General features: G+C 36.4%; 18 protein-coding genes, 2 pseudogenes and 1 riboswitch. All 20 genes and pseudogenes read right to left on the bottom strand.

What is annotated here, in order from left to right; translation table 11 throughout:
* Positions 1-212: 212 nt before the first annotated feature.
* A pseudogene (locus VF726_RS11720) lies at positions 213-635 on the bottom strand (recombinase RecA); the annotation flags it as partial.
* Between the two features lie 327 nt (positions 636-962).
* A pseudogene (recA, locus tag VF726_RS11715) lies at positions 963-1,571 on the bottom strand (recombinase RecA); the annotation flags it as partial.
* Positions 1,572-1,715: 144 nt separating this feature from the next.
* Positions 1,716-2,954 (bottom strand): competence/damage-inducible protein CinA, encoded by a 1,239-nt coding sequence (cinA, locus tag VF726_RS11710; protein ID WP_440168150.1) that lies wholly within the window; start codon positions 2,952-2,954, stop codon positions 1,716-1,718.
* 20 nt (positions 2,955-2,974) lie between these two features.
* The gene (gene pgsA / locus VF726_RS11705; protein ID WP_001052973.1) at positions 2,975-3,553 is read right to left on the bottom strand and encodes a CDP-diacylglycerol--glycerol-3-phosphate 3-phosphatidyltransferase; all 579 of its coding nucleotides are present in this window, start codon (positions 3,551-3,553) and stop codon (positions 2,975-2,977) included.
* 63 nt (positions 3,554-3,616) lie between these two features.
* The gene (locus tag VF726_RS11700; protein ID WP_440168148.1) at positions 3,617-4,543 is read right to left on the bottom strand and encodes a helix-turn-helix domain-containing protein; all 927 of its coding nucleotides are present in this window, start codon (positions 4,541-4,543) and stop codon (positions 3,617-3,619) included.
* A gap of 21 nt (positions 4,544-4,564) precedes the next feature.
* Entirely contained in the window at positions 4,565-5,350 is a 786-nt protein-coding gene (locus VF726_RS11695) for a DUF3388 domain-containing protein (protein WP_000574107.1), read from the bottom strand.
* A 139-nt stretch (positions 5,351-5,489) separates the two neighbouring features.
* Positions 5,490-5,738 carry a DUF3243 domain-containing protein gene (locus VF726_RS11690; RefSeq protein WP_440168144.1) on the bottom strand — a complete coding sequence of 83 codons (249 nt, stop codon included), beginning with the start codon at positions 5,736-5,738 and terminating at the stop codon, positions 5,490-5,492.
* 75 nt (positions 5,739-5,813) lie between these two features.
* Entirely contained in the window at positions 5,814-6,527 is a 714-nt protein-coding gene (gene ymfI / locus VF726_RS11685) for an elongation factor P 5-aminopentanone reductase (RefSeq protein WP_429606808.1), read from the bottom strand.
* A gap of 103 nt (positions 6,528-6,630) precedes the next feature.
* The gene (yfmH, locus tag VF726_RS11680) at positions 6,631-7,917 is read right to left on the bottom strand and encodes an EF-P 5-aminopentanol modification-associated protein YfmH (protein WP_087958632.1); all 1,287 of its coding nucleotides are present in this window, start codon (positions 7,915-7,917) and stop codon (positions 6,631-6,633) included.
* Positions 7,918-9,192 carry an EF-P 5-aminopentanol modification-associated protein YfmF gene (gene yfmF, locus VF726_RS11675; RefSeq protein WP_440168141.1) on the bottom strand — a complete coding sequence of 425 codons (1,275 nt, stop codon included), beginning with the start codon at positions 9,190-9,192 and terminating at the stop codon, positions 7,918-7,920.
* Positions 9,193-9,390: 198 nt separating this feature from the next.
* Positions 9,391-10,350, bottom strand: coding sequence for an ABC transporter permease (locus VF726_RS11670; protein WP_166702048.1), 960 nt, complete (start codon positions 10,348-10,350; stop codon positions 9,391-9,393).
* The gene (locus VF726_RS11665; protein ID WP_087958630.1) at positions 10,351-11,409 is read right to left on the bottom strand and encodes an ABC transporter permease; all 1,059 of its coding nucleotides are present in this window, start codon (positions 11,407-11,409) and stop codon (positions 10,351-10,353) included. It abuts the gene before it with no gap.
* Positions 11,402-12,934 (bottom strand): ABC transporter ATP-binding protein, encoded by a 1,533-nt coding sequence (locus tag VF726_RS11660; protein WP_048530466.1) that lies wholly within the window; start codon positions 12,932-12,934, stop codon positions 11,402-11,404. The genes VF726_RS11665 and VF726_RS11660 overlap by 8 nt, the downstream gene beginning before the upstream one ends.
* A 108-nt stretch (positions 12,935-13,042) precedes the next feature.
* Positions 13,043-14,110: a BMP family lipoprotein gene (locus VF726_RS11655; RefSeq protein WP_440168138.1), complete on the bottom strand. Its 1,068-nt coding sequence runs from the start codon at positions 14,108-14,110 to the stop codon at positions 13,043-13,045.
* A gap of 90 nt (positions 14,111-14,200) precedes the next feature.
* The gene (locus tag VF726_RS11650) at positions 14,201-14,926 is read right to left on the bottom strand and encodes a GntR family transcriptional regulator (protein WP_000114176.1); all 726 of its coding nucleotides are present in this window, start codon (positions 14,924-14,926) and stop codon (positions 14,201-14,203) included.
* Between the two features lie 233 nt (positions 14,927-15,159).
* Positions 15,160-15,261, bottom strand: a riboswitch (purine riboswitch).
* Between the two features lie 203 nt (positions 15,262-15,464).
* Complete coding sequence (locus VF726_RS11645) at positions 15,465-17,846, bottom strand: DNA translocase FtsK (RefSeq protein ID WP_440168135.1); 2,382 nt, start codon at positions 17,844-17,846, stop codon at positions 15,465-15,467.
* Between the two features lie 210 nt (positions 17,847-18,056).
* Positions 18,057-18,260: a YlzJ-like family protein gene (locus tag VF726_RS11640; RefSeq protein ID WP_087958626.1), complete on the bottom strand. Its 204-nt coding sequence runs from the start codon at positions 18,258-18,260 to the stop codon at positions 18,057-18,059.
* Positions 18,257-19,006, bottom strand: a complete 750-nt coding sequence (tepA, locus tag VF726_RS11635) for a translocation-enhancing protein TepA (RefSeq protein ID WP_440168132.1) — start codon at positions 19,004-19,006, stop codon at positions 18,257-18,259. The genes VF726_RS11640 and tepA overlap by 4 nt, the downstream gene beginning before the upstream one ends.
* Before the next feature lie 104 nt (positions 19,007-19,110).
* On the bottom strand, positions 19,111-20,781 hold the full coding sequence (locus tag VF726_RS11630) for a ribonuclease J (RefSeq protein ID WP_440168130.1): 1,671 nt from the start codon (positions 20,779-20,781) through the stop codon (positions 19,111-19,113).
* A 761-nt stretch (positions 20,782-21,542) separates the two neighbouring features.
* Positions 21,543-22,421 (bottom strand): 4-hydroxy-tetrahydrodipicolinate synthase, encoded by an 879-nt coding sequence (dapA, locus tag VF726_RS11625; RefSeq protein WP_440168128.1) that lies wholly within the window; start codon positions 22,419-22,421, stop codon positions 21,543-21,545.
* Position 22,422: the final 1 nt, after the last annotated feature.

Here is a 22,422-nt window from a genome sequence, read left to right as displayed (position 1 = left end):
TTACCTTCAGCCCTAATTCATATATGAATTTAAAAAGCAGATAGCATATTATCCTGGAAAACCTTAGTAAATTCCAGTTTATTCATGTAAAACGTGCATATATCACTCTTTATACATAACCTTTTAGGTAGATTAAATATTTTATCTGCAACGATATACAACGCTTTCATAATGATACAAAAATAAAAGACACGAAGCCGTGTCTTTTATTTTTAATCAAGAAGATTTGAATCTTCCGTGCTTTCAGCACCAGAATCTTCACTAATTCCGTGATGGTCACGAACAAAGAAGGCAATTTCCTCTCTTAAATCCGTATTCTCTTTTAAGAACTGCTTAGAATTTTCACGACCTTGCCCTAAACGCTCTTCATTATAAGAGTACCAAGCACCACTCTTTTGAACGATATCAAGTTCAGAAGCCATATCTAAGATTTCACCTTCTCTTGAAATACCTTCTCCGTACATAATATCAACTTCAGCAACACGGAATGGTGGTGCTACTTTATTTTTAACTACTTTTACTTTTGTTTTATTACCAACGATGTCATTACCTTGCTTTAATTGCTCAGCACGACGCACTTCAAGACGAACAGTTGAATAGAATTTCAACGCACGACCACCTGGAGTTGTTTCTGGCACTATCTATAGATTTTCCATCTCTATAGTCCGGACTATCTCTTCATCTCTTTACAGAGAGCCTTGCACTTCCAGCAGTAGCCTATCATCTGCCGTACCCTACTCAGTTAACTAAAAGTCCTTTTCGGTAGTCTCTACACCTTCCCCATATAAATATGGAGCTTGGCACGGTATTACCCTAAATAATGGTGGGCTTCACCGTTAGCAACTATATGAATAGTTACACCCTTAGGCAATAAGGTTCACAAGGTTTTTTAACATGCTATCACTAGCAAGGGAAACCCATGGTAAACTCCTTAATCTTTACGATTAAGCAACTTGTAGTTGATTTCCGAACATAACCCCAACTTTTTCACGAATTTGGTTAATAAAGATTGCGATTGTTTTTGATTTATTAATTGCACCTGAAAGTTTACGAAGTGCTTGAGACATTAAACGAGCTTGTAGACCTACGTGTGAGTCACCCATGTCTCCTTCGATCTCAGCTTTCGGTACAAGAGCTGCTACAGAGTCAATTACGATAATATCAACCGCGCCACTTCGTACAAGTGCTTCTGCGATTTCTAAACCTTGCTCCCCTGTATCAGGTTGTGATAATAGTAATTCATCGATATTAACACCTAATTTTTGTGCATATACAGGATCCATTGCGTGCTCCGCGTCAATGAACGCCGCTTGTCCACCTTGACGTTGTACTTCTGCAATTGCATGTAATGAAACTGTTGTTTTACCTGAACTTTCAGGTCCATAAATTTCGATAATACGGCCGCGTGGGTATCCGCCTACCCCTAATGCCACATCAAGTGCTAAAGAGCCACTAGAAACTGTAGAAACTCTACGCTCCGCTTGTTCTCCTAATTTCATAATTGAACCTTTACCGAATTGCTTCTCTATTTGTTTTAACGCCATATCTAACGCTGCTTGACGATCACTCATTCAAAATTCCTCCTTAACTGAATTGCTAATCTTATTATACCTATTTTCAATTCAATTTGCCAACAAAAATCGAACATTTATTCGATTTTTTTTATTTTCCATTAAATAAAACCGCCTTTATCCGTGAAAAAAGCTAGAAGAGACTTATATCTCTTCTAGCTTTTTATACAAATGATAAAATCCATATTTTACTGAGCGTTCCCTAATTTGTTGACGACTTCCACTTAAATGAAGAGGGAAAACTACAGTTGGTTCATCTTTAATCGCCAGTCCAACAAATACTGTTCCCGGCTCTTTATGTTCTGAAGCATCTGGTCCTGCTACCCCAGTGAAACTAACTCCGATATCCGCTTTTAATAATCCTCTAACATTTTCAGCAAGATAACGAGCACATTCTTGACTAACGGCACCGTCAGTAGACAACACTTCCTCAGGTACATGTAGAACATGCTGCTTCACATCATTATGATAGCAAATGACACCGCCTTTAAATACAGAAGACACACCAGCACTTTCTGTTACTTGATTCCCGAAGAGACCACCCGTTAAACTTTCTGCACACGCTAAAGTTAATCCTTTTTTCTTCAATAACTCTATCGCCTTATTATGAAGAAACTCTTGGTCATATCCGTAGAAAAATTCTCCTACTCTTTCTAAAATCAAATCTTCCATATGCTGAATGAGTTTCTGTGCTTCATGAACACTTTGATGCTTAGCAGTTAAACGTAATGTCACTTCTCCATCATTCGCGAGCGGAGCGATTGTCGGATTCGTTTGTCCATCAATTAAATCTTGAACTTTCACCTCTAATTGAGATTCCCCAATCCCGAAAAAGCGAAGCACACGAGAATAAATGTTTTCTCCTGTTGTAAAGTTATGTAAAAAAGGCTCTACATAGCTTACATACATCGGCTTCATTTCTTTCGGTGGTCCTGGTAATAAAATATAAACTTTTCCGTTCTTATTTAACCCCATACCAGGCGCCATGCCGTGATCATTCGAAAATACAGTTGCTCCATTTAAAACGAGCGCCTGCTTTTTGTTATTCTCCGTGAATTCGCGACCTGTACGCTTAAAGTAATCGCTTATTGATGCTAATGCCTTTTCATCATATACAAGCTCTTCCCCTAAGCTAGACGCTATTGTTTCCTTCGTCAAATCATCTTTTGTCGGTCCTAATCCACCTGTAAAAATAAGCATGTCCGCGCGCTCTTCTGCAACTTCAATCGCCTGCTGTAATCGAGTGTTATTATCCCCAACTACAGTATGGTAGTACACGTTAATCCCAATTGAAGCTAACTTTTCAGATAAAAACTGGGCGTTTGTATTTGCAATTTGTCCAAGTAACAATTCTGTTCCAACCGCAATAATTTCAGCATTCATCCCAATTCCCCCATAAACTTCTATTTTGAGTTTACAAAAGCAGCTCTATTTTTCCAGAAATAATCCCATCCTGAAATAACAGTAAAAATTAATGCAATCCATATAAAGATATCAGCAACTGGAATATGGATTAAATTTAAAGGTACATCGTGTAATAAGTATGCCGCAATCGCGATAATTTGTGTCCATGTCTTAATTTTCCCTAGTTGATTTGCCGCAACTACTTCTCCTGTTCCAGCAAGTACAAGACGTAAACCAGTTACCGCAAACTCACGGCTTATAATAATAATAACGATCCAAGCAGGTACGTATTGCATCTCAACTAACGTAATAAGTGCAGCTGAAACAAGTAATTTATCAGCTAACGGGTCAAGAAACTTCCCTAAATTCGTTACAAGATTATATTTTCTTGCGTAATGCCCATCAATCCAATCTGTAGCAGAAGCAACAATAAAAATAAGTGCCCCTACTAAATGTTGAATTGGTAAATCAACATCACCAATTGTGTATGAGCCCCAATCAAATGGTGCTAACATAATTACCATAAAAATTGGAATTAAGAAGATTCTAGATATTGTAATTTTATTTGGTAAATTCACAGCTATTCCTCCATCATATCAAAAACATTTGTTCATTGAAAAAAGTCATCGAAGCGATGACTGTTATTGTGCAGGTTGCTCTATCCCTTGGTTCTTTATCACCAATCTTTGGTGAAGTTCTTTTTCTGGATCCAATGGATAAGCGACCACTTGGCCATTCAGTTTAACTTCAACATTCGTTGCATTTCCAATATTAAGTCGCACTTCTTTTAATGTTGATACATCACGTTTTTCTATTTGGCCCTCTTGTACTGTAGCGTTTAGAATCACATTCCCAGCATCATCTTTAACATCTACATAACTCGCACCTTTACCCGATAATTCCAGTTCTAATGTTTTATTGTTATGAATTTCCAAAGTAGATACTTTACCAGTTGTTCCAACTACTTTCACTTCTTCTTGTCCCGTTGGTTGCGCTGGTTGTTCTTCTTTCTTTGGCTCTTCTTTTTTCGGTTCTTCTTTTTTTGGTTCCTCTTTTTTCGGCTCTTCCGCTTTCACATCATCTTTCTTCGTATCTAACGGAGAGTTTTCCGCTTTTTTAACTTCAATTTTCTCGCTTTGGGCATTCGGAACCTTCGCATCATCTTTTCCAGTTAACGCTTGGAAAACAAACCAAATTACCACTCCAAATGCAATTACTAACAGCGCAACTAAAATTTTCGGCATGTGATCTGCAATTGGCCATGATGAAGATTTTTGCATGGTTTCTTGCGTTTTTTGCCCTGTTGATACTTGTGGAACGTCGCGTTTTTCAGATTGTGGTATCGTACTCTGATATTCTACAAGCAATTCCTCTCCATTTAATCCAACCGCATCTGCGTATTGTTTAATGAATGCACGCGCATAAAAAGCTCCCGGCAATACATCATAATTGCCTTCTTCAATCGCTACTAAATGGCGTTTTTGAATTTTTGTAACCTCATGCAGCTGATCAATAGACAAGCCTTTCGTTCCTCTTGCTTCTTTCAGCTTTTGTCCTAATTCTGTCACTACTAACACCTCAATATTTCTTTAAAAGTCAAACATAGAGAAATTATTTTGCGTACCTTGCTCAATTTCATCTACTAAATTATATTGAATTTCTTCATCATAATCGTTACGTAACTCGATAATATAATCAAAATCATCTAATGTGTATTCTGACTGGCTCACAAATACATCAGGATGTTCCACAACTTTCGTTGCAGGCAACCTCATAATTTCACGAACGAGCTGCCAATGCCTTTCGTTAGCACGCTTTGTTGACACGATTCCATCTAAGATGAAAATATTGTCGTCGCTATACTCGTCTTCAATCAATTGACTACGAACCGTTTGCTTAATAAGAGTAGATGATACAAATAACCATCTTTTATTTGCGCAAACACTTGCGGCAACAATGGATTCTGTTTTTCCGACACGAGGCATTCCTCGTATTCCGATTAGTTTATGACCTTCTTTTTTCATTATTTCAGCCATAAAGTCTACAAGTAATCCTAATTCATCACGTACAAATCGAAATGTCTTCTTATCATCTGCATCTCGTTGTATGTACCTACCATGTCTAACCGCTAGCTTATCTCTTAGCTTTGGCGGACGATATTTCGTTACCGTTATGTTATCCATCGTATTTAAAATTGATTCAAGTCTAGAGATTTGCTCTTGATTATCACACATTAGGAGTAATCCACGTCTTGCATTATCTACACCATTAATTGTGACAATATTAATGCCGAGCATACCGATTAACGAAGAAACGTCACCAAGCAAGCCAGGTCGGTTTTTATGTATTTCATATTCAAAATACCATTCAATCATCCAAGATCACTCCCCTTGCTTACTTTACACCTACGTACTATATTATATGATTTCACCTTAATAGGGAAGCTAAATGTATAATCTATCCTGCGTTATTATTATACAAAAAAAATAGAGAGGAGAATCTCCTCTCTATTTTTTACTTATGTTGTACGAACTTCACCATTAAGTTTGCGATTGTATGTTGCTCTTGTTCATCAGCAACTTTCCAAAGCTCAGATAATAATTTCTCTTGATCGTTGCGCGCTTCTACTTCATTTGCTAAATAGTCTCCAACACGAAATGCCATATCTGATACAGCACCACCATTAAGACCTTTTCCTTGCGCCTGTTCTAAACGTTCTCCTAAAAAGCTCTTCCATTGATCAAAATTATCTAAAACTGACATGTGTAAGCACCTCACTACTTAGTAATAGAATCATGCTTAATTTGTACAGTTTTTCATTTTTTATGTAAGAAATTTTTAGCAATGCCAACCGCCATTTACTCCGATAATTTGTCCCGTTATGTAAGATGCACCTGGTGATGCGAGAAATGATACTGTTTTCGCTACTTCTTCCGGTAATCCTAATCGCCCTAACGGAATCTCTTCAGCAATTTCATTCTTATCCTCTTCTGAAAATACGTTTAACATTTCCGTTTCAATTGCACCTGGCGCCACCGCATTCACTCTTACTCCACTTAATGAAACTTCTTTCGCTAAAGCTTTCACATATGAATTTTGTGCACCTTTTACCATTGAGTAAAGCACTTCACATGATGCGCCAATTTGTCCCCATATAGAAGAAACAAGTACAATATTACCGCTTCTCCGCTGAATCATAGATGGCAATGCCATTGATAATAATTTATAGATACTCTTCACTTGAAGTTCTACCATAGAATTCAATTCGTCGTTCGTTACATCTGTTACGAGTCCAAATATACTCTTCCCAGCTGCATATACGATAACATCAAGAGGCTGTTCAATTTGTTTCCACAATTGCTCTGCTCCATCAGCAGAAGCTAAATTAGCGTGAACAGGAATCACTTCACCCCATTCTTTCTGCAACTCATTTACTTTCTCTTCACCGTTATTATAATGAACATATACTGTATATCCATCTTGAATTAATTGTTTTGAAATAGCAGAGCCAATCCCTCCGCTCCCTCCAGTTACTAATGCATACTTTTTCATAAATTCCCTCTCTTATCTCTACAAACTCATTTTCATACAACTAAATAATACCCTCATCTTATCATTTCTCTATGATAAGATGAGGGTATTTTTATAAAACCTTTTATTTCTTCGGTAAAACCTGACAAACGCTCATTCTTTCTTCTGATAATAATGTTTTCGCTACTTCTTGTAAATCTTGAACAGTTAACCCTTCTAATACCGTTAATGCTTCAAACAGACTCGATTCATTAAATGCATATCGTGTAAACTGATTTGCAATATATTCCGGTGAATTCAATGAGCGTAAAAAGCCACCTATTTTCTTTTTCTTTACTCGTTCTAATGCCGCCTCATCTAATTGATCATAATTTGTATTTAATAATATACCTTTCAAGCGCTCTTCTAGCTCATCAGGTTGCTTCGTATCGCCGCCTACCATTGCAAAACCGAAGTTATTCTCTTCTGTATAATCATACGAGAACGAATCATCAATTAATCCTTCATTATATAAAGATTCGTAATGAACGGAGCTTTTTCCAAATAAATAATCTAAAAGTAACGTAAGCGCAATTTCTTGTTTTAAAAGAGCTTTTCCTTTTTCTTTTAAATTTGTCGCTTTAATACCCACTAAACATTTCGGTGTTTGTACAGGCATTGAAATAATTTTCTTTTTTTCATTTACCGCATCTGGTTCTTCTTCAAATGAACGTACAATTTCCGGCTGATTTTTATAGTCTTTTTTCGCTTGATTTTCACGCACTAAATCCATTGTTTTCTCTGGATCAATTGCGCCCACAACAAATAGTAACATATTGCTCGGATGATAAAACGTTTCATAACACTCGTATAATAGGTCTTTCGTAATTTTACTAATAGACTCGATTGTCCCTGCAATATCAATTTTAATTGGATGTTTTACAAATAAGCTATCAATTAACCCAAAGTATAAGCGCCAATCCGGATTATCTTGGTACATTTGAATTTCTTGCCCGATAATCCCTTTCTCTTTCTCAACTGTTTTTTCAGAGAAGTACGGTTCTTGTACGAAGTTTAACAATGTATTTAAATTTTGTTCTACATTTGATGTACATGAAAAAAGGTAAGCTGTTCTTGTGAAAGATGTGAAAGCATTTGCCGATGCTCCTTGTTTACTAAACAATTGGAAAGCATCGTGATCTTCTTTTTCAAATAATTTATGCTCAAGAAAATGAGCAATGCCATCTGGCACACGAATCATTTCTTCTTTACCTAGTGGTACGAATGTATTATCCATAGAACCATATTTTGTCGTAAACGTTGCAAATGTTTTATTAAAACCTTGCTTCGGTAAAATATATACATCTAATCCATTAGGAAGTTTTTCATAATAGAGTGTCTCTTTTAATTGCTCATAAACAATTTTCTCCATTTATTCTCCCTCCGTTCCTTGTAAAAAGTAAATTGTATCTAGTTCAATGTTTTTAGCAACTTTCACAATTTCTTCTTTCGTCACACTTTCAATACCTGTAAGCCATTCTTCAACCGGACGCGTACGGTCTGAAATAATGCCATGATACAGCATTTCTACAAATCCACGCGGTGTATCAATCGCCTCTAATATTTGATTTTGAATAACACTTTTCGTTTGGTGCATCTCTTCTTCAGAAAAATCACCATTTTGCATCGCTAGCATTTGTTCTTTAATAATCTCAACAGCTTTTTCATAATTTTTCGCTTCGATCCCTGACATGACAAACAATAAGCCTTTATGACTTTCAAAGCGGGATGCTGCATAGTACGCTAAACTATTTTTTTCACGAACGTTAACGAATAACTTCGAATGAGAAAATCCTCCAAACAATCCATTGAACAATTGCAATGCAAAATAATCTTCGTCTTTATACGTAATAAACGTACGATAGCCGATGTGTAATTTACTTTGTTTTAATTCTTGTTTTTCAACAACTTCTTTTTCTTCATTATTTCTCTTATGAAGAAGCACATTTCTTTCCCTTGCAGGACGTGCTGAAATAGAAAAATACTTACTTACAAGGTCAACTGCGTTTTCTGAAATATCACCAATAATGTATAGATCCATTTCATCTTCCGCTAATACTTTTTGATAATATTGATACAAACTTTCATTTGTAATAGAAGAAACACTCTCTTTTTTCCCATTTGCACTTAAACGATACGGTTCTACTTTGCACATTTCTTCAATTAAACGCTCGTTTGCATAGCGCATTTTATCATCATACGTAGCTTCAATTCGTTGTAAGAGCGCTCTCTTTTCACTTTCTACGATGGAAGGTAGAAAACCATTTCCCTCTGTTGCTGGATGTAAAACGATATCCGATAACATAGAAAGCGCTTTTTCAAATAACGGTGGTGCATCATGTAAATATACTTCATTTGCAATGTCTACATAAATAGAGATAACATGGTCTTCTCCTTTTTTACTTACATCTACTGCTAAAGAAGATCCGTATAATTCTTCTAAATATTGACGAAGACGAATTACAGAAGGAAGCTTTTCTGTCGCACTTTGCAATACGTATGGCAATAAGGCACGCTCTGTCACCGTCTCCTCATTTAAAGGTGCCTTAAAACGAAATACAAAAGTATTTGTTTTATATTTATCAGTTGGAATAATATGTACTCGCAAACCACCTAACTCATGTAACTGTTGTTCCATTAGTTTCATTTATAGCCCTCCTTTACGTATGTAGGAATATTCCTCTTCAATATACAGTTTTTAGAAATAAAAAATCAACTTTTCTTCCTCACTATACTTACATTAAACTCTTTCTAAAAACTTTCATATGTAAGGAACATAGTAAAATTCCGTATTAAATATAGTCTATGTAAAAAAGCCCGCACTAATGTGCGAGCTTTTTTATACTTATCGTTTTCCTTTTTCATAAGGAGTTCCTAATGCTTTCGGAGCTTCAGAACGACCTACAAAACCAACAAGCGCTAATATTGTAAATACATACGGTAATATCGTTAAGAATACACTTGGAATTTCCTTTAGTACCGGAATTGTACCACCAGTTATTCCTAATGATTGAGCAAATCCGAAGAACAGAGCCGCTCCAAGAGCACCGAGTGGATTCCATTTACCAAAAATCATAGCTGCTAGTGCTAAGAAACCTTGTCCCGTAATTGTAGCACCTGAGAAGTTACCAGAAATCGACATAGCGAAGACCGCTCCACCTACTCCTGCAAACATTCCAGATATAGCTACTGCAATATAACGCATTTTATATACATTAATACCCATCGTATCTGCTGCCATTGGATGTTCACCCACCGCACGAAGACGAAGACCGAACGGTGTTTTAAAAATAACATACCAAACGACAAACGCTAAAATAATAGCAATATATGATGTTAACGGTACATTTGAGAAAAAGATTTTTCCAATTACCGGAATATCCGAAAGACCCGGAACATCGATTTTTTCAATGCGGTATTGAATGAAATCCGTTTGTCCTTTGCCAAAGATTTTCTTAATCGCAAATACTGTTAAACCAAGAGCTAAAAAGTTAATTGCTACCCCGCTCACCACTTGATCTGCACGAAATGTAATAGATGCTACTGCGTGAAGAAGTGCAAATAAGCCACTACCAATCGCTGCGAATAATAGTGCGATCCAAGGTGTCATCGATCCCCACGTATCACCCATTAATAACGTTGTAACAATACCGATAAATGCACCGAATAACATTAAACCTTCTAACGCTATATTTACAACTCCAGAACGTTCACTGAATACTCCACCTAACGCCGTAAAAATAAGTGGCGCTGCCGTATATAACGTACCCGTCACAAGAATGGCTAAAATATCTAAAAAGCTCATTTATTTTCCCTCCTTGCTCATGCGTGTAAGTGCCCAGCGTAAAACATAACTGCACGCAACAAAGAAAATAATACATGCAATAATAACGTTAATTAACTCAGAAGGTACATCTGCTTCAAAATTCATTTGTGGAGCTGCACTTTTTAAACCACCGAACAGTAAAGCTGCTAATAATATACCAAATGGATTATTTCCTCCTAGAAGCGCTACCGCGATCCCATCAAATCCGATACCAGTAAACGACGACATCGCCGTCATACTTTGGAATGTCCCTAATCCTTCCATAGCTCCACCAATTCCGGCAAAAGCACCTGCAATTGTCATTGATAATACAACATTACGCGATACTTTCATCCCTGCATATTGAGAAGCATTTTGGTTAAAACCAACCGATTTTAATTCATATCCTAACGTTGTTCTATCTAATAAGAACCACATTACAATTGCAACGATAATAGCTACAACAATTCCCCAATGTAAACGAGATCCATCTGTCAATGAAGATAACCAGTCAGAAGCTAACGAAGCACTTGCTTGTACATCATAAGATTTCTCATTACCTTCATGAATAAAACGCTTAATAAGATCATACGTAACATAAAGTGCAATGTAGTTCATCATAATTGTAACAATTACTTCATTTACTTTAAGCTTCCCTTTTAAATATCCAGGTATAAAACCCCATAAACCGCCGGCGATTGCTGCCACTAAAATAGATAACGGAATATGCAAAATTGCTGGTAACGACACTGCATATCCAAACCAAACAGCAGCAAGCCACCCAACTAATAACTGTCCTTCCACCCCAATATTGAAAAGACCTGTACGAAATGCAAATGCTACTGAAAGGCCAGCTAGTACAAGCGGAATCATTGTACGCAACGTCTCACCGATAGCTTGTGGATTACCAACCATCCCTTCCCAAAGTGCGGCATATCCAACAATTGGATCATATCCACTAACTAACATTACAATGGCACCAACAAGTAAACCGAAAACTACGGATAACACAGGTACTAAAATATTAATTGTTCGTTCTGTTAAAAATTTTTTAGTCATTTGTGTTCACCTTCTCTTTCCCTGTCCCGCCGGCCATCAATAACCCAAGCTGTTGTTCATTCGTTTCTTTCGCATCAACAATTGCCACGATTTTCCCTTCATATATAACAGCAACTCGATCACTTACATTTAAAATTTCATCCAGCTCTAAAGATAAAAGTAATACTGCCTTACCGTTATCTCTCTGCTCGATTAATTTTTTATGAATAAATTCAATCGCACCTACATCTAAACCACGTGTTGGCTGCGCTGCAATTAATAAGTCTGGATTACGATCTACTTCACGTGCGATAATTGCCTTTTGTTGGTTTCCACCAGATAGAGCACGAGCTAACGTGTGTTCCCCAGGTGTACGTACATCAAACTGTTCAATAAGCGCTTTTGCTTTTTCTGTAATCTTACTAAAATTTAAAATCCCTTTCTTTGAAAATGGATTTTTATAGTATGTTTGTAAAACAATATTGTCCCGAACAGAAAAATCGAGAACAAGTCCGTGTTTATGACGGTCTTCAGGAATATGACCAATCCCCTCTTCTGTTATTCTTCGAACTGGCCAATTCGTTATTTCTTTTCCTTTAATTGCAATAGAACCTGACTCAACTTTTCGTAAACCAGTAATCGCCTCTATTAATTCACTTTGACCATTTCCATCAATTCCTGCAATCCCAACGATTTCTCCTGCACGAACAGTTAAGTCAAGGCCTTTTACAGCAGGTAACTTGCGCGTATCATGAACAATTAGGTTTGCAATAGATAGTACTTCTTCCATTGGTTTAGCTTCTATTTTTTCTGTTTTAAAATTCACTTGACGTCCGACCATTAACTCTGCAAGTTTATGCTCATCCGTTTCCGCTACATCAACAGTACCAATCCCCTTACCTTTACGAATAATTGTACAACGATCGCAAACTTCCATAATTTCTTTTAACTTATGTGTAATAAGAATGATAGATTTCCCCTCTTGCACAAGCTTTTTCATAATTTGAATCAACTCATGAATTTCTTGAGGAGTTAACACCGCTGTTGGCTCATCAAATATTAAAATCTCAGCACCACGATAAAGAGTCTTTAATATTTCAACCCTTTGCTGCATCCCAACAGAAATATCTTCAATTTTCGCATGGGGATCAACAGCTAAACCGTACTGTTCAGACAATTGCTTAATTTCTTTTGCGGCTTCTTCCACAGCAATTTTCCCGTTTTTCTTTGGTTCATTTCCGAGAATAATATTCTCTGTAACTGTAAAATTATGAACAAGCATAAAATGCTGATGGACCATCCCAATACCAAGGTCATTTGCTATATTCGGATTCGTAATTTTAACAGGGTTTCCTTTAATTTTAATTTCTCCCTGTTCTGGTTGATACAAACCGAACAGCACATTCATCAGCGTTGATTTCCCTGCACCATTTTCTCCAAGTAAAGCATGTATTTCTCCCTGTTTTACTTGCAGCGTAATATCATCATTCGCTACAATGCCTGGGAATACTTTTGTAATATTGTTCATCTCAATTACGTATTCCATTTTGTTCCTCCTTTTAGCAGGGAACACTCCCTAATTACACTCTATTAAAAGTATTTTTATATATGCAAAGGTTAGTTCTACGAACTAACCTTTGCTATTTCTCTATTATTATTTCTTTAGAGAAGCTTCATATGTTTTATATTCTTCGTCAGTTGCAGGTACTTTAATTTCACCGTCAGTGATTTTCTTCTCAAACTCTTCTACTTTTGTTAAGATTTCTGGATTTACTTTTTTCACATTGTCAGTCGTTTTCGCAATACCAACACCGTCATCTTTTAATCCGAACTCTTCTACTTTACCACCTTTTAATTTACCATCTTTCGCTTCTTGTGCTACTTTTGCTACTGCAATATCAACACGTTTTACCATTGAAGTTAAAGTTACGTTTTCAGGCATACCTTCTTGATTTTGGTCACGGTCAACACCGATTACCCAAACATTTTCACCTTTTTTCTTGCGGTTTTTCGCTTCTGTGAATACACCGTTACCAGTTGCACCTGAAGCATGGTAAATTACGTCAACACCTTGACCGTACATTGCTGATGCTAATACAGATCCTTTTTCTGGCTTATCAAATGCATCAGCATATTGTGATACGATTTCGATATTTGGATTTACTGCTTTTGCACCAGCTTTGAAACCTGATTCAAACTTTGTAATTAATGGGCTTTTCACACCACCAACAAAACCAACCTTATTTGATTTTGTCGTCATCGCTGCTACAGCTCCAACTAAGAATGAACCTTCATGGTCTTTAAATGTAATACTCGTTACGTTCGGCTTTTCCACAACAGTATCTACAATCGCAAATTGCTCTTTCGGATATTGTTCAGCTACCTTTGCAATTGATTTTTCCATCAAGTATCCAATACCAAATGTTGTGTTATAATGATCTTTTGCAAATTTCGTTAAATTCGGGATATAATCCGCATCTTTACTTGATTGAAGATAACGATATCCTTCATTTTTCTTTAAGTCATTATCTTTACCGAACTTCGTTAAACCTTCCCAAGCCGATTGGTTAAATGATTTGTCATCAACGCCCCCAACATCTGTAACCATACCAACTTTAAACTCTTTTTTGTCGCTACTCGCTTTATCCGAGTTACCACATGCACCTAAAACCGCACTTGCTGCTAATGTTAATGATAATAAAAGACCTGTTTTTTTCTTCATACTAGAAACCCCTCCTGAAATGAATTGTCTATTTTTTTATACGCTGCTGTCCCTAACTTCTTGCTGTCACCTCCCTAAAATGGAACTCACCTACATACGTTTTCTTAATACGTGGAAGCTAAACTTATCAGCTCTAAAGTAATTGATAGAATATAAGATTGGCTCATCATTTTGATCATAGTGCATTTGTTTTAATACTAGCAGTGCTGTTTCTGGTTCACATTCTAAAATCGGTGAAATTTTTGGATGATAGCCAATTGGCTCAATATGAGCAACCGCATATGTTATGCGCTTATGCGTGTTATTATGTATCACCGTTAACAATGATTCTTCATTGTATCCCGATAAATCCGGCAATATTTCTTTTGCAAGTTTATCGATACAATATACAACAGGCTCCCCATCTGCTGTACGCACACGCTCGATCATCACTGCATTAAAACCATCTTCACTATTAAACTTCTCTTTTTCCTCTTCTGTTAAACTTGTTGTAGATGATGATAGAAAGATAGTTCCTGGTGTTTTCCCCACACTAGAAATCATATCTGTAATACTAGAAAGTTGTTCAATCCCCGAAGAAAATAACGGCTTAGCATTTACAAATGTTCCTACACCATGTCTACGAATGACAACATTTTCTTCTTCTAAAATACGCAGTGCTTCCCTTAAAGTCGCTCTACTTACGCCAAGTTCTTTCGCTAAATCAAACTCTGATGGTAACTTTTGTCTTTCTTTGTAAGCTCCATCTTTAATTTTTTCTTTGATGTGATCAATCACCCGTAAATATAGGTGACGACTATCGGATTTTACTGACATAAGACTCCCCCGCATTTCAATTATTCGACCTCTGATGTAAGACTTCTTTTCTCTTTTTTCAACTTACAACATAATAAAAATTACTAAACAGTAAAAATAAGCACAATTGTCGAATAAATATTAATAATTTTTTAAGATGAAATTTTCACTCTTTACTGCATAAAAAAAACTTTGCACCATAAACATTCCTCATTTCGAGAAAAAGTTCGGCACAAAGATCTCTTACATCCTTTGTTACACACTTTTCCCCTCATAGTCCAGCAATTCATGGTTGCCAGGTAGAAACTTATGGACCTTATCTCCAAGATTATATGAGGCAGTGATTCTTTTCGAAGTAATCTTACCACTTGCTCCCATACGTGTCAACAAAATTTAACATTTTTCTACATTAAATATCGAACGTTCACAAAAAACCACACCAAAGTATTCGTATTCTAAAGAACCACTTTAAATGTAAGCCCTTTCTTTACCTCTGAACATAGTATATAACAAAACCAGCATATAAAAAAGCCTAATTGTAAAAACAATTAGGCTTTTTTTATGAACTTTTTTCTTGTACATCATTAATGAGCACTTCTCGTGGTTTACTACCTTCATACGGACCTACTACACCATTCATTTCCATTGCATCAATTAAACGAGCAGCTCTCGTATAACCAACTCTAAACCTACGTTGCAACATAGAAACAGATGCTGTTTGCATTTCCACTACGAGCTGAACTGCTTCATCATATAATTCATCTTCTACTTCCTGCTTCGTATCAGGAACATCTTGCGGAATCATATCTTCTTGATATTGCGCTTTTTGCTGACCAATAACATATTCTACAACTCTCTCAACTTCATCATCTGATAAAAACGCACCTTGTACACGTACAGGCTTCGATGCACCAATTGGTATAAACAGCATATCTCCACGACCTAGTAATTTCTCTGCACCACCGCCGTCAAGAATTGTACGAGAATCTGTTTGAGAAGATACAGCGAATGCAATACGTGATGGAATATTCGCTTTAATAACTCCCGTAATAACATCAACTGATGGACGCTGTGTTGCGATAATTAAATGAATACCAGCTGCACGAGCCATTTGCGCTAGACGCATAATCGCATCCTCTACATCTGATGAGGCGACCATCATTAAGTCTGCTAACTCGTCCACAATTACGACAATATAAGGTAATTCCGGTTGTTTCGCTTCTGATTGACTATTATGCTCTTTTATATAATCATTATATCCTTCAATATTTCGCGTGCCACTATGAGCAAACAACTCATAACGACGTTCCATTTCACTCACAACTTTTTTCAATGCTTGTGATGCCTTTTTCGGATCAGTTACAACTGGTGTTAATAGATGAGGCACACCATTATATACATTTAACTCTACCATTTTCGGATCGATCATCATTAATTTTACTTCATGTGGTTTTGCACGCATTAAAATACTAACAATAATACCGTTAATACATACACTTTTTCCGCTACCTGTCGCACCGGCCACTAGTAAATGGGGCATTTTATTTAAACGGGCTAATACAGCTTCACCTGTAATATCTCGCCCAAGACCAATTAATAACTTCTCTTCAGGGTGATTATTAGCTTTAGAATCAAGAACTTCTCTAAGCGTTACCATAGACACTTCTGAGTTTGGAACTTCAATTCCAACAGCAGATTTCCCGGGAATAGGTGCTTCAATACGAATGTCTTTCGCAGCTAAAGCAAGTGCTAAATCATCACTTAAACTAACGATTTTGCTTACCTTTACTCCCATATCAGGATACACTTCATATTTTGTAACTGCAGGACCTCTATGTACTTTTGTTACTTTCGCTTTCACTCCAAAGCTTTGGAAAGTACGTTCTAATTTACGAGCATTCTCATAAATTTCCGCATTTTCATTTGTAACTTGCTTATTCTTTGGAAATTTCAATATATCAAGTGCGGGAAGCTTGTAATCTTTATTTTCTACATTTGAAAATTGCATAGGAGGCGCTTGTGTTTCTCCTTCTAGCGATTCAACGATTTTTTCTCCACGCTTTTTCTTCGGCTCTTCAATTGGCGGAGCCTCTTCGATAAACGGTGGAGTGATTAACTCTTCTTCCTCTACTTCAATTCGTTTATCCTCATCTTCATTTACTGGATAATTTTCAGTGAAATTTGAAATAATCGGAGGATCAATTGAGATTTCTTCCATCGGCTCAACAATTTCTTCTTGTTCTACAGCACGTTTGCTTCTTGTGCTTCTTGTTGTTTTTTTCTTTTCTGTTTGTTCAGCTGTTCTTTTCGCTCTCCAATCTTTATAGTCCCCTTGCATCACTTGAAATTGACTTCTAAGGATTCTACCAACCGGAGCTAACACTTCTCCAATATGCTTATTTGTTATACAAAGTATACCGAGAATAACTAAAATAATACCAATAATATAAGCTCCTACTTCGTCAAATAAGAAATAACAAGTCGCGAACATAAGCGCACCAAACATGCCTCCACCTAAATGAACACTATCTGGCCCTTTTTTCATTTCAAGAAAGAAATTATCTTTCGTACTCACAATAACAGAAGTATTTTGCACTGCTCCATCTTTCGTAAGAAGGTTAAATAATGTAATATGACTAAACATTAATATCGCCAATACTATTAAATAAAAACCGATTAACCGTTTATTTAAAAGGTTCGGCCATCCACGTTTTATAACGAATGAAACGGATAAAGCTATTACACCTAACACACCAATTATGTACCACTCACCAAAGAAGAAGCGAAAAAATAACACAAACGATTTTCCTACAACACCTAGCTGTAAAATCGTAATGATTGAAAGTGCAAAAAGAGTTAAACCGACGATTTCATAATACAAAGTTGGCTTTATCGTACGTCTTGCCTTTGCCTTCGTCCCTCTTTGCTTTTGTTTTGCCATTTCTTCACCTCGTGTTCTACATATACGTAAAGCCTCCTAAAAACTCTACTTATATGTCTGTTTTCTCTATTTTTTCAGGTCTCTATATCTTCTATTTTTACACTTCTTGTAAAATGTTAAATAAACAGAAGAAAGCAGCCCTCTCATGGCTGCTCAACCGTCTTGTTTTTTATATTATACCATAGCTTCTAAACAAAATCCTTCTTTTTACTAAAAGGTTATTTTCTGACCAGGCTCAAACTCTAAGTAGTGAAACGGATCCGTACTTAATACACGTACAATCGAATAATACCCATGTTCTTCTTCTGAAACCATTAATTCAACACCATTTATATTTACGATTTTTTGACTTTCACATTGTGAATAATCGGGTGGATACACTAGTTGCTCTGGCATAATTGTATATAAAATCATTGTAACATTGTCCCTTCTGTACTATCATCTCCGCGAGCATCTATTAATTCATTTAGTTTTCGAATTGCATTTCCGATACCACCGACATCATCTATAAGACCATACTTCACTGCATCTCCACCAATTACATTCGTACCAATATCCCGAGTTAAATTTCCTTTCGCAAACATAAGCTCTTTAAAACGATCTTCCGTTACTTTCGAATGCTTCGTCACAAATCGAATGACTCTTTCTTGCATTTTATCTAAATACTCAAATGTTTGCGGCACACCTATAACAAGCCCTGTTAGGCGAATAGGATGGATTGTCATCGTCGCAGTTTCCGCAATAAATGAATAATCCGTAGAAACAGCAATTGGCACACCAATAGAATGTCCTCCGCCCAGAACAAGTGATACAGTCGGCTTTGAAAGTGAAGCGACCATTTCAGAAATTGCTAGCCCGGCTTCAACGTCACCTCCGACCGTGTTTAATATTAAAAGTAAACCTTCTATTTTCGGATTTTGTTCAATCGCAACAATTTGCGGAATGATATGCTCATATTTTGTTGTTTTATTTTGCGGCGGCAATTGGACATGACCTTCCACCTGTCCAATAATTGTTAAACAATGAATACGTGATTCATTCATTTGTGGTACATTCGTTTGTCCAAGCTGTTGAATTTTTTCCACTATAGAAGCTTCTTTTCCTGTTTCTTTCGGCTCAGCCTCTTTCTCTTCATTTGTATAATAATCACGTTCTGTCATATCGCATCCCCTTTCACTCGTATATCACTATTATTTCTTAAGTTATAAATTTCATTCGATAGAGTTTAAAAAGAAAAAAAGATCACCTGTAAAGGTGACCTTTTTTAAACTTCCATAATAATCGGTAAAATCATAGGTTTTCTCTTTGTCTCTTCGTACAAGAACTGTCCTAATAATTCACGAATATTTTGTTTTAGCATAGACCATTCAATTGAATATTCTTTAATTGATTGCTCAACAATCATACGTACAATCTCTGTAGAGCGGTCCATTAGCGCTTCTGATTCACGTACATACACAAAACCACGTGAAATGATTTCTGGACCAGAAACAATTTTCTTTTCATCCTTACCAAGTGTTACAACAACTACTAATATTCCATCTTGAGATAACATTTTTCTATCGCGAAGAACGATATTACCAACGTCTCCTACACCTAATCCATCAATTAATACATTGCCAGCTTGCACTTTACCAACTAAGTTCGCTTCATCGTCACCAAAACCAATTACATCGCCTTTTTCTACGATAAAGATATTTTCTCTTGCAATACCTACATCTTCAGCTAAGTATGCATGTGCTTTTTGCATACGGAACTCACCATGTACGGGTACAAAATATTTCGGTTTCATTAAATTTAACATTAATTTTAATTCTTCTTGGCTACCGTGACCTGAAACATGAACTTTTCTTTCACCGTAATAAACAACTTCAGCTCCCGCTCTAAATAACAAGTCGATAATTTTTGATACAGATATTTCATTACCCGGAATTGGAGAAGCCGCAATAATAACCGTATCACCTTTACGAATTGAAATTTGTTTATGAGCTTGCTTCGCCATTCTAGAAAGGGCCGCCATCGGTTCACCTTGGCTACCTGTCGTTAAAATAGCTACCTTTTTCTCTGGGAAATTGTCTACTTCTTGTAGTGAAATAACCATACCTTCTGGAACATCTAAATAACCAAGGCGTCTTGCTATATCTACTACTTTCACCATACTACGTCCCACAACCGCTACTTTTCGTCCTGTTTCAGCAGCTGCATCAAATACTTGTTGAATACGATGTACATTCGATGCAAATGAAGCAACGATAATACGTCCTTCTGCGTCGTAGAACACTTTAGAAATTTCTACACCAACTTCTTTTTCAGAACCTGTATAGCCTGGACGCTCAGCATTTGTACTATCAGATAATAAGCATAGTACGCCTTCATTTCCGATTTGAGCCATTTTTCCAAGGTCTGCTCCACTATTTCCAATTGGAGTTTGATCGAATTTAAAGTCTCCTGTATATACAATCGCACCTTTTGATGTATGGAAACAAACACCAACAGAATCTGGAATACTATGTGTCGTTCCAAAGAATGACACCGTTGTAGTATTAAACTCTACTGTTGAATTTGAATCGATTGTTTTTAAGTCTACACGGCCTAACATACCCGCTTCGCCAAGTTTTTCTTGTATAAGTCCTACTGTTAATTTCGTTGCATACACTGGAATAGATAATTTACGAAGTACGTAAACAATACCACCAATATGATCTTCATGACCGTGAGTAATAAATAAACCTTTTACTCGCTCTTGGTTTTCCACTAAATATGTAATATCAGGAATAACGATATCAATTCCAAACATTTCATCTCCCGGGAACATTAACCCTGCATCTACAATAAAGATTTCAGAATCAATTTCAACACAGTACATGTTTTTCCCGATTTCACCTACTCCACCAAGAGCAAATACTTTAACAGACTCATTCTCTTTTCTCTTCATGTTGTTGCCTGGTTTAAAAATCTTTCAAACACTGATTTCACTAAAATTGCAGAGACACCAGGGGAAACTCTACAACCACCATATATTCACCGTCCAAGACGAATGTCCTTACCGTTATGCGATATCATGTCCTTGTTTATTTTTTAAACCAGGTTTCACCTCTCTTTCATTATATAAATCAAATATCTTATTCGATATGATATGAAAATGTAATCAAATTATAATTTTTACCAATTTTGCTAAGCATACCCGTACTAAGCTACTTAGCCATATTATACCTGATACAAGAAATAGAACACAAGTTAAATCGTGCGAAAGAATAGGTAAAAGAACGGAATTATAACAAAAGTATCGAACGTATTTCCTTTATATTCACTTCGATTTTACACTCCATATTATTTTGAAGAAATAGCCATAAATACGCTAAATTTATTTCATAATATGGATTTTCAAGACTTATTTTTCTAGAATTGAACAAAAACACTTACAAAATGGAGTTTTTTTATGAATCACGTCACAATTGAGGGGAAATTCTCTAAAAAACAGAAGCGGTAGTTTATTACTTTTATACTACTGTTTATTCTATAATCACTATAATTTTTTGATTCATTTCAAGGGGTACGATTATTTTCTTATATATGTTGTAATTCATAATGAAAAAACGGTTAATGACCCTATAAGAAGAAATATAAATGAGAAAAGAGAAGAAAAGATTTTCATACAATAAAGAATGACCTAGTGCTACACTAGGTCATTCTTTATTAACGAGGGATAGATTGCATAACAGATTGTAACGTTGCTCTTTCTTCTTCTGTTAATGGAAGAAGTGGTAAACGTACAGAACCTACATCTAATCCAACCATTTGTAACGCTGTTTTTACTGGTGTTGGGCTTGGCGCCATAAATAATGAATCCGTTACTCTTACAAGTAATTGATGTAATTTTTGCGCCTTCTTAAATTCACCAGCTTGGAATGCTGCAATCATTTCTTGCATCTCATTTCCGATAACATGAGATGCTACAGAAACGATACCTTTCGCTCCAATTGCCATAGCTGGTAACGTTAAACCGTCATCACCGCTGTATACTGCAAAGTCGTCCGCTGTTTTTTCAATGATTTCTGTCATTGTTAACACATCGCCGCCTGCATCTTTAATCGCAACAATGTTTTCTATTTCTGATAAACGAACAACTGTATCAACGGAGATTTGTACAATAGATCGTCCTGGAACGTTATATAGCATAACCGGAAGTGGCGTGCTTTCAGCAATTGCTTTAAAGTGCTGATACATTCCTTCTTGACTCGGTTTGTTATAATACGGTGCTACTAGCATTACTGCGTCCACACCAACTTCTGTTGCCTTTTTAGTTAAGTCAATAGAAGCATGCGTATTATTGCTACCTGTTCCAGCGATTACGGGCACCCTTTTATCGACAACAGATACGACATGGCGATATAACGCTACTTTTTCTTCTGAAGTTAATGTAGGAGATTCTCCTGTCGTTCCTCCTACCACGATTGCTGTTGTACCGTTATCTATTAAATAATTTACCAATTTCGTTGTCTTTGCAAAATCGATATTTCCGTTTTTATCAAACGGAGTTACCATCGCGGTTGCAATTGTCCCAAAATCTATCATG

The organism is Bacillus sp. Brlt_9 (assembly GCF_051948935.1).
Taxonomy (GTDB): Bacteria; Bacillota; Bacilli; order Bacillales; family Bacillaceae_G; genus Bacillus_A.
The sequence above is the reverse complement of the archived record's forward strand: the minus strand, read 5'-3'. Positions and strand labels throughout refer to the sequence as shown.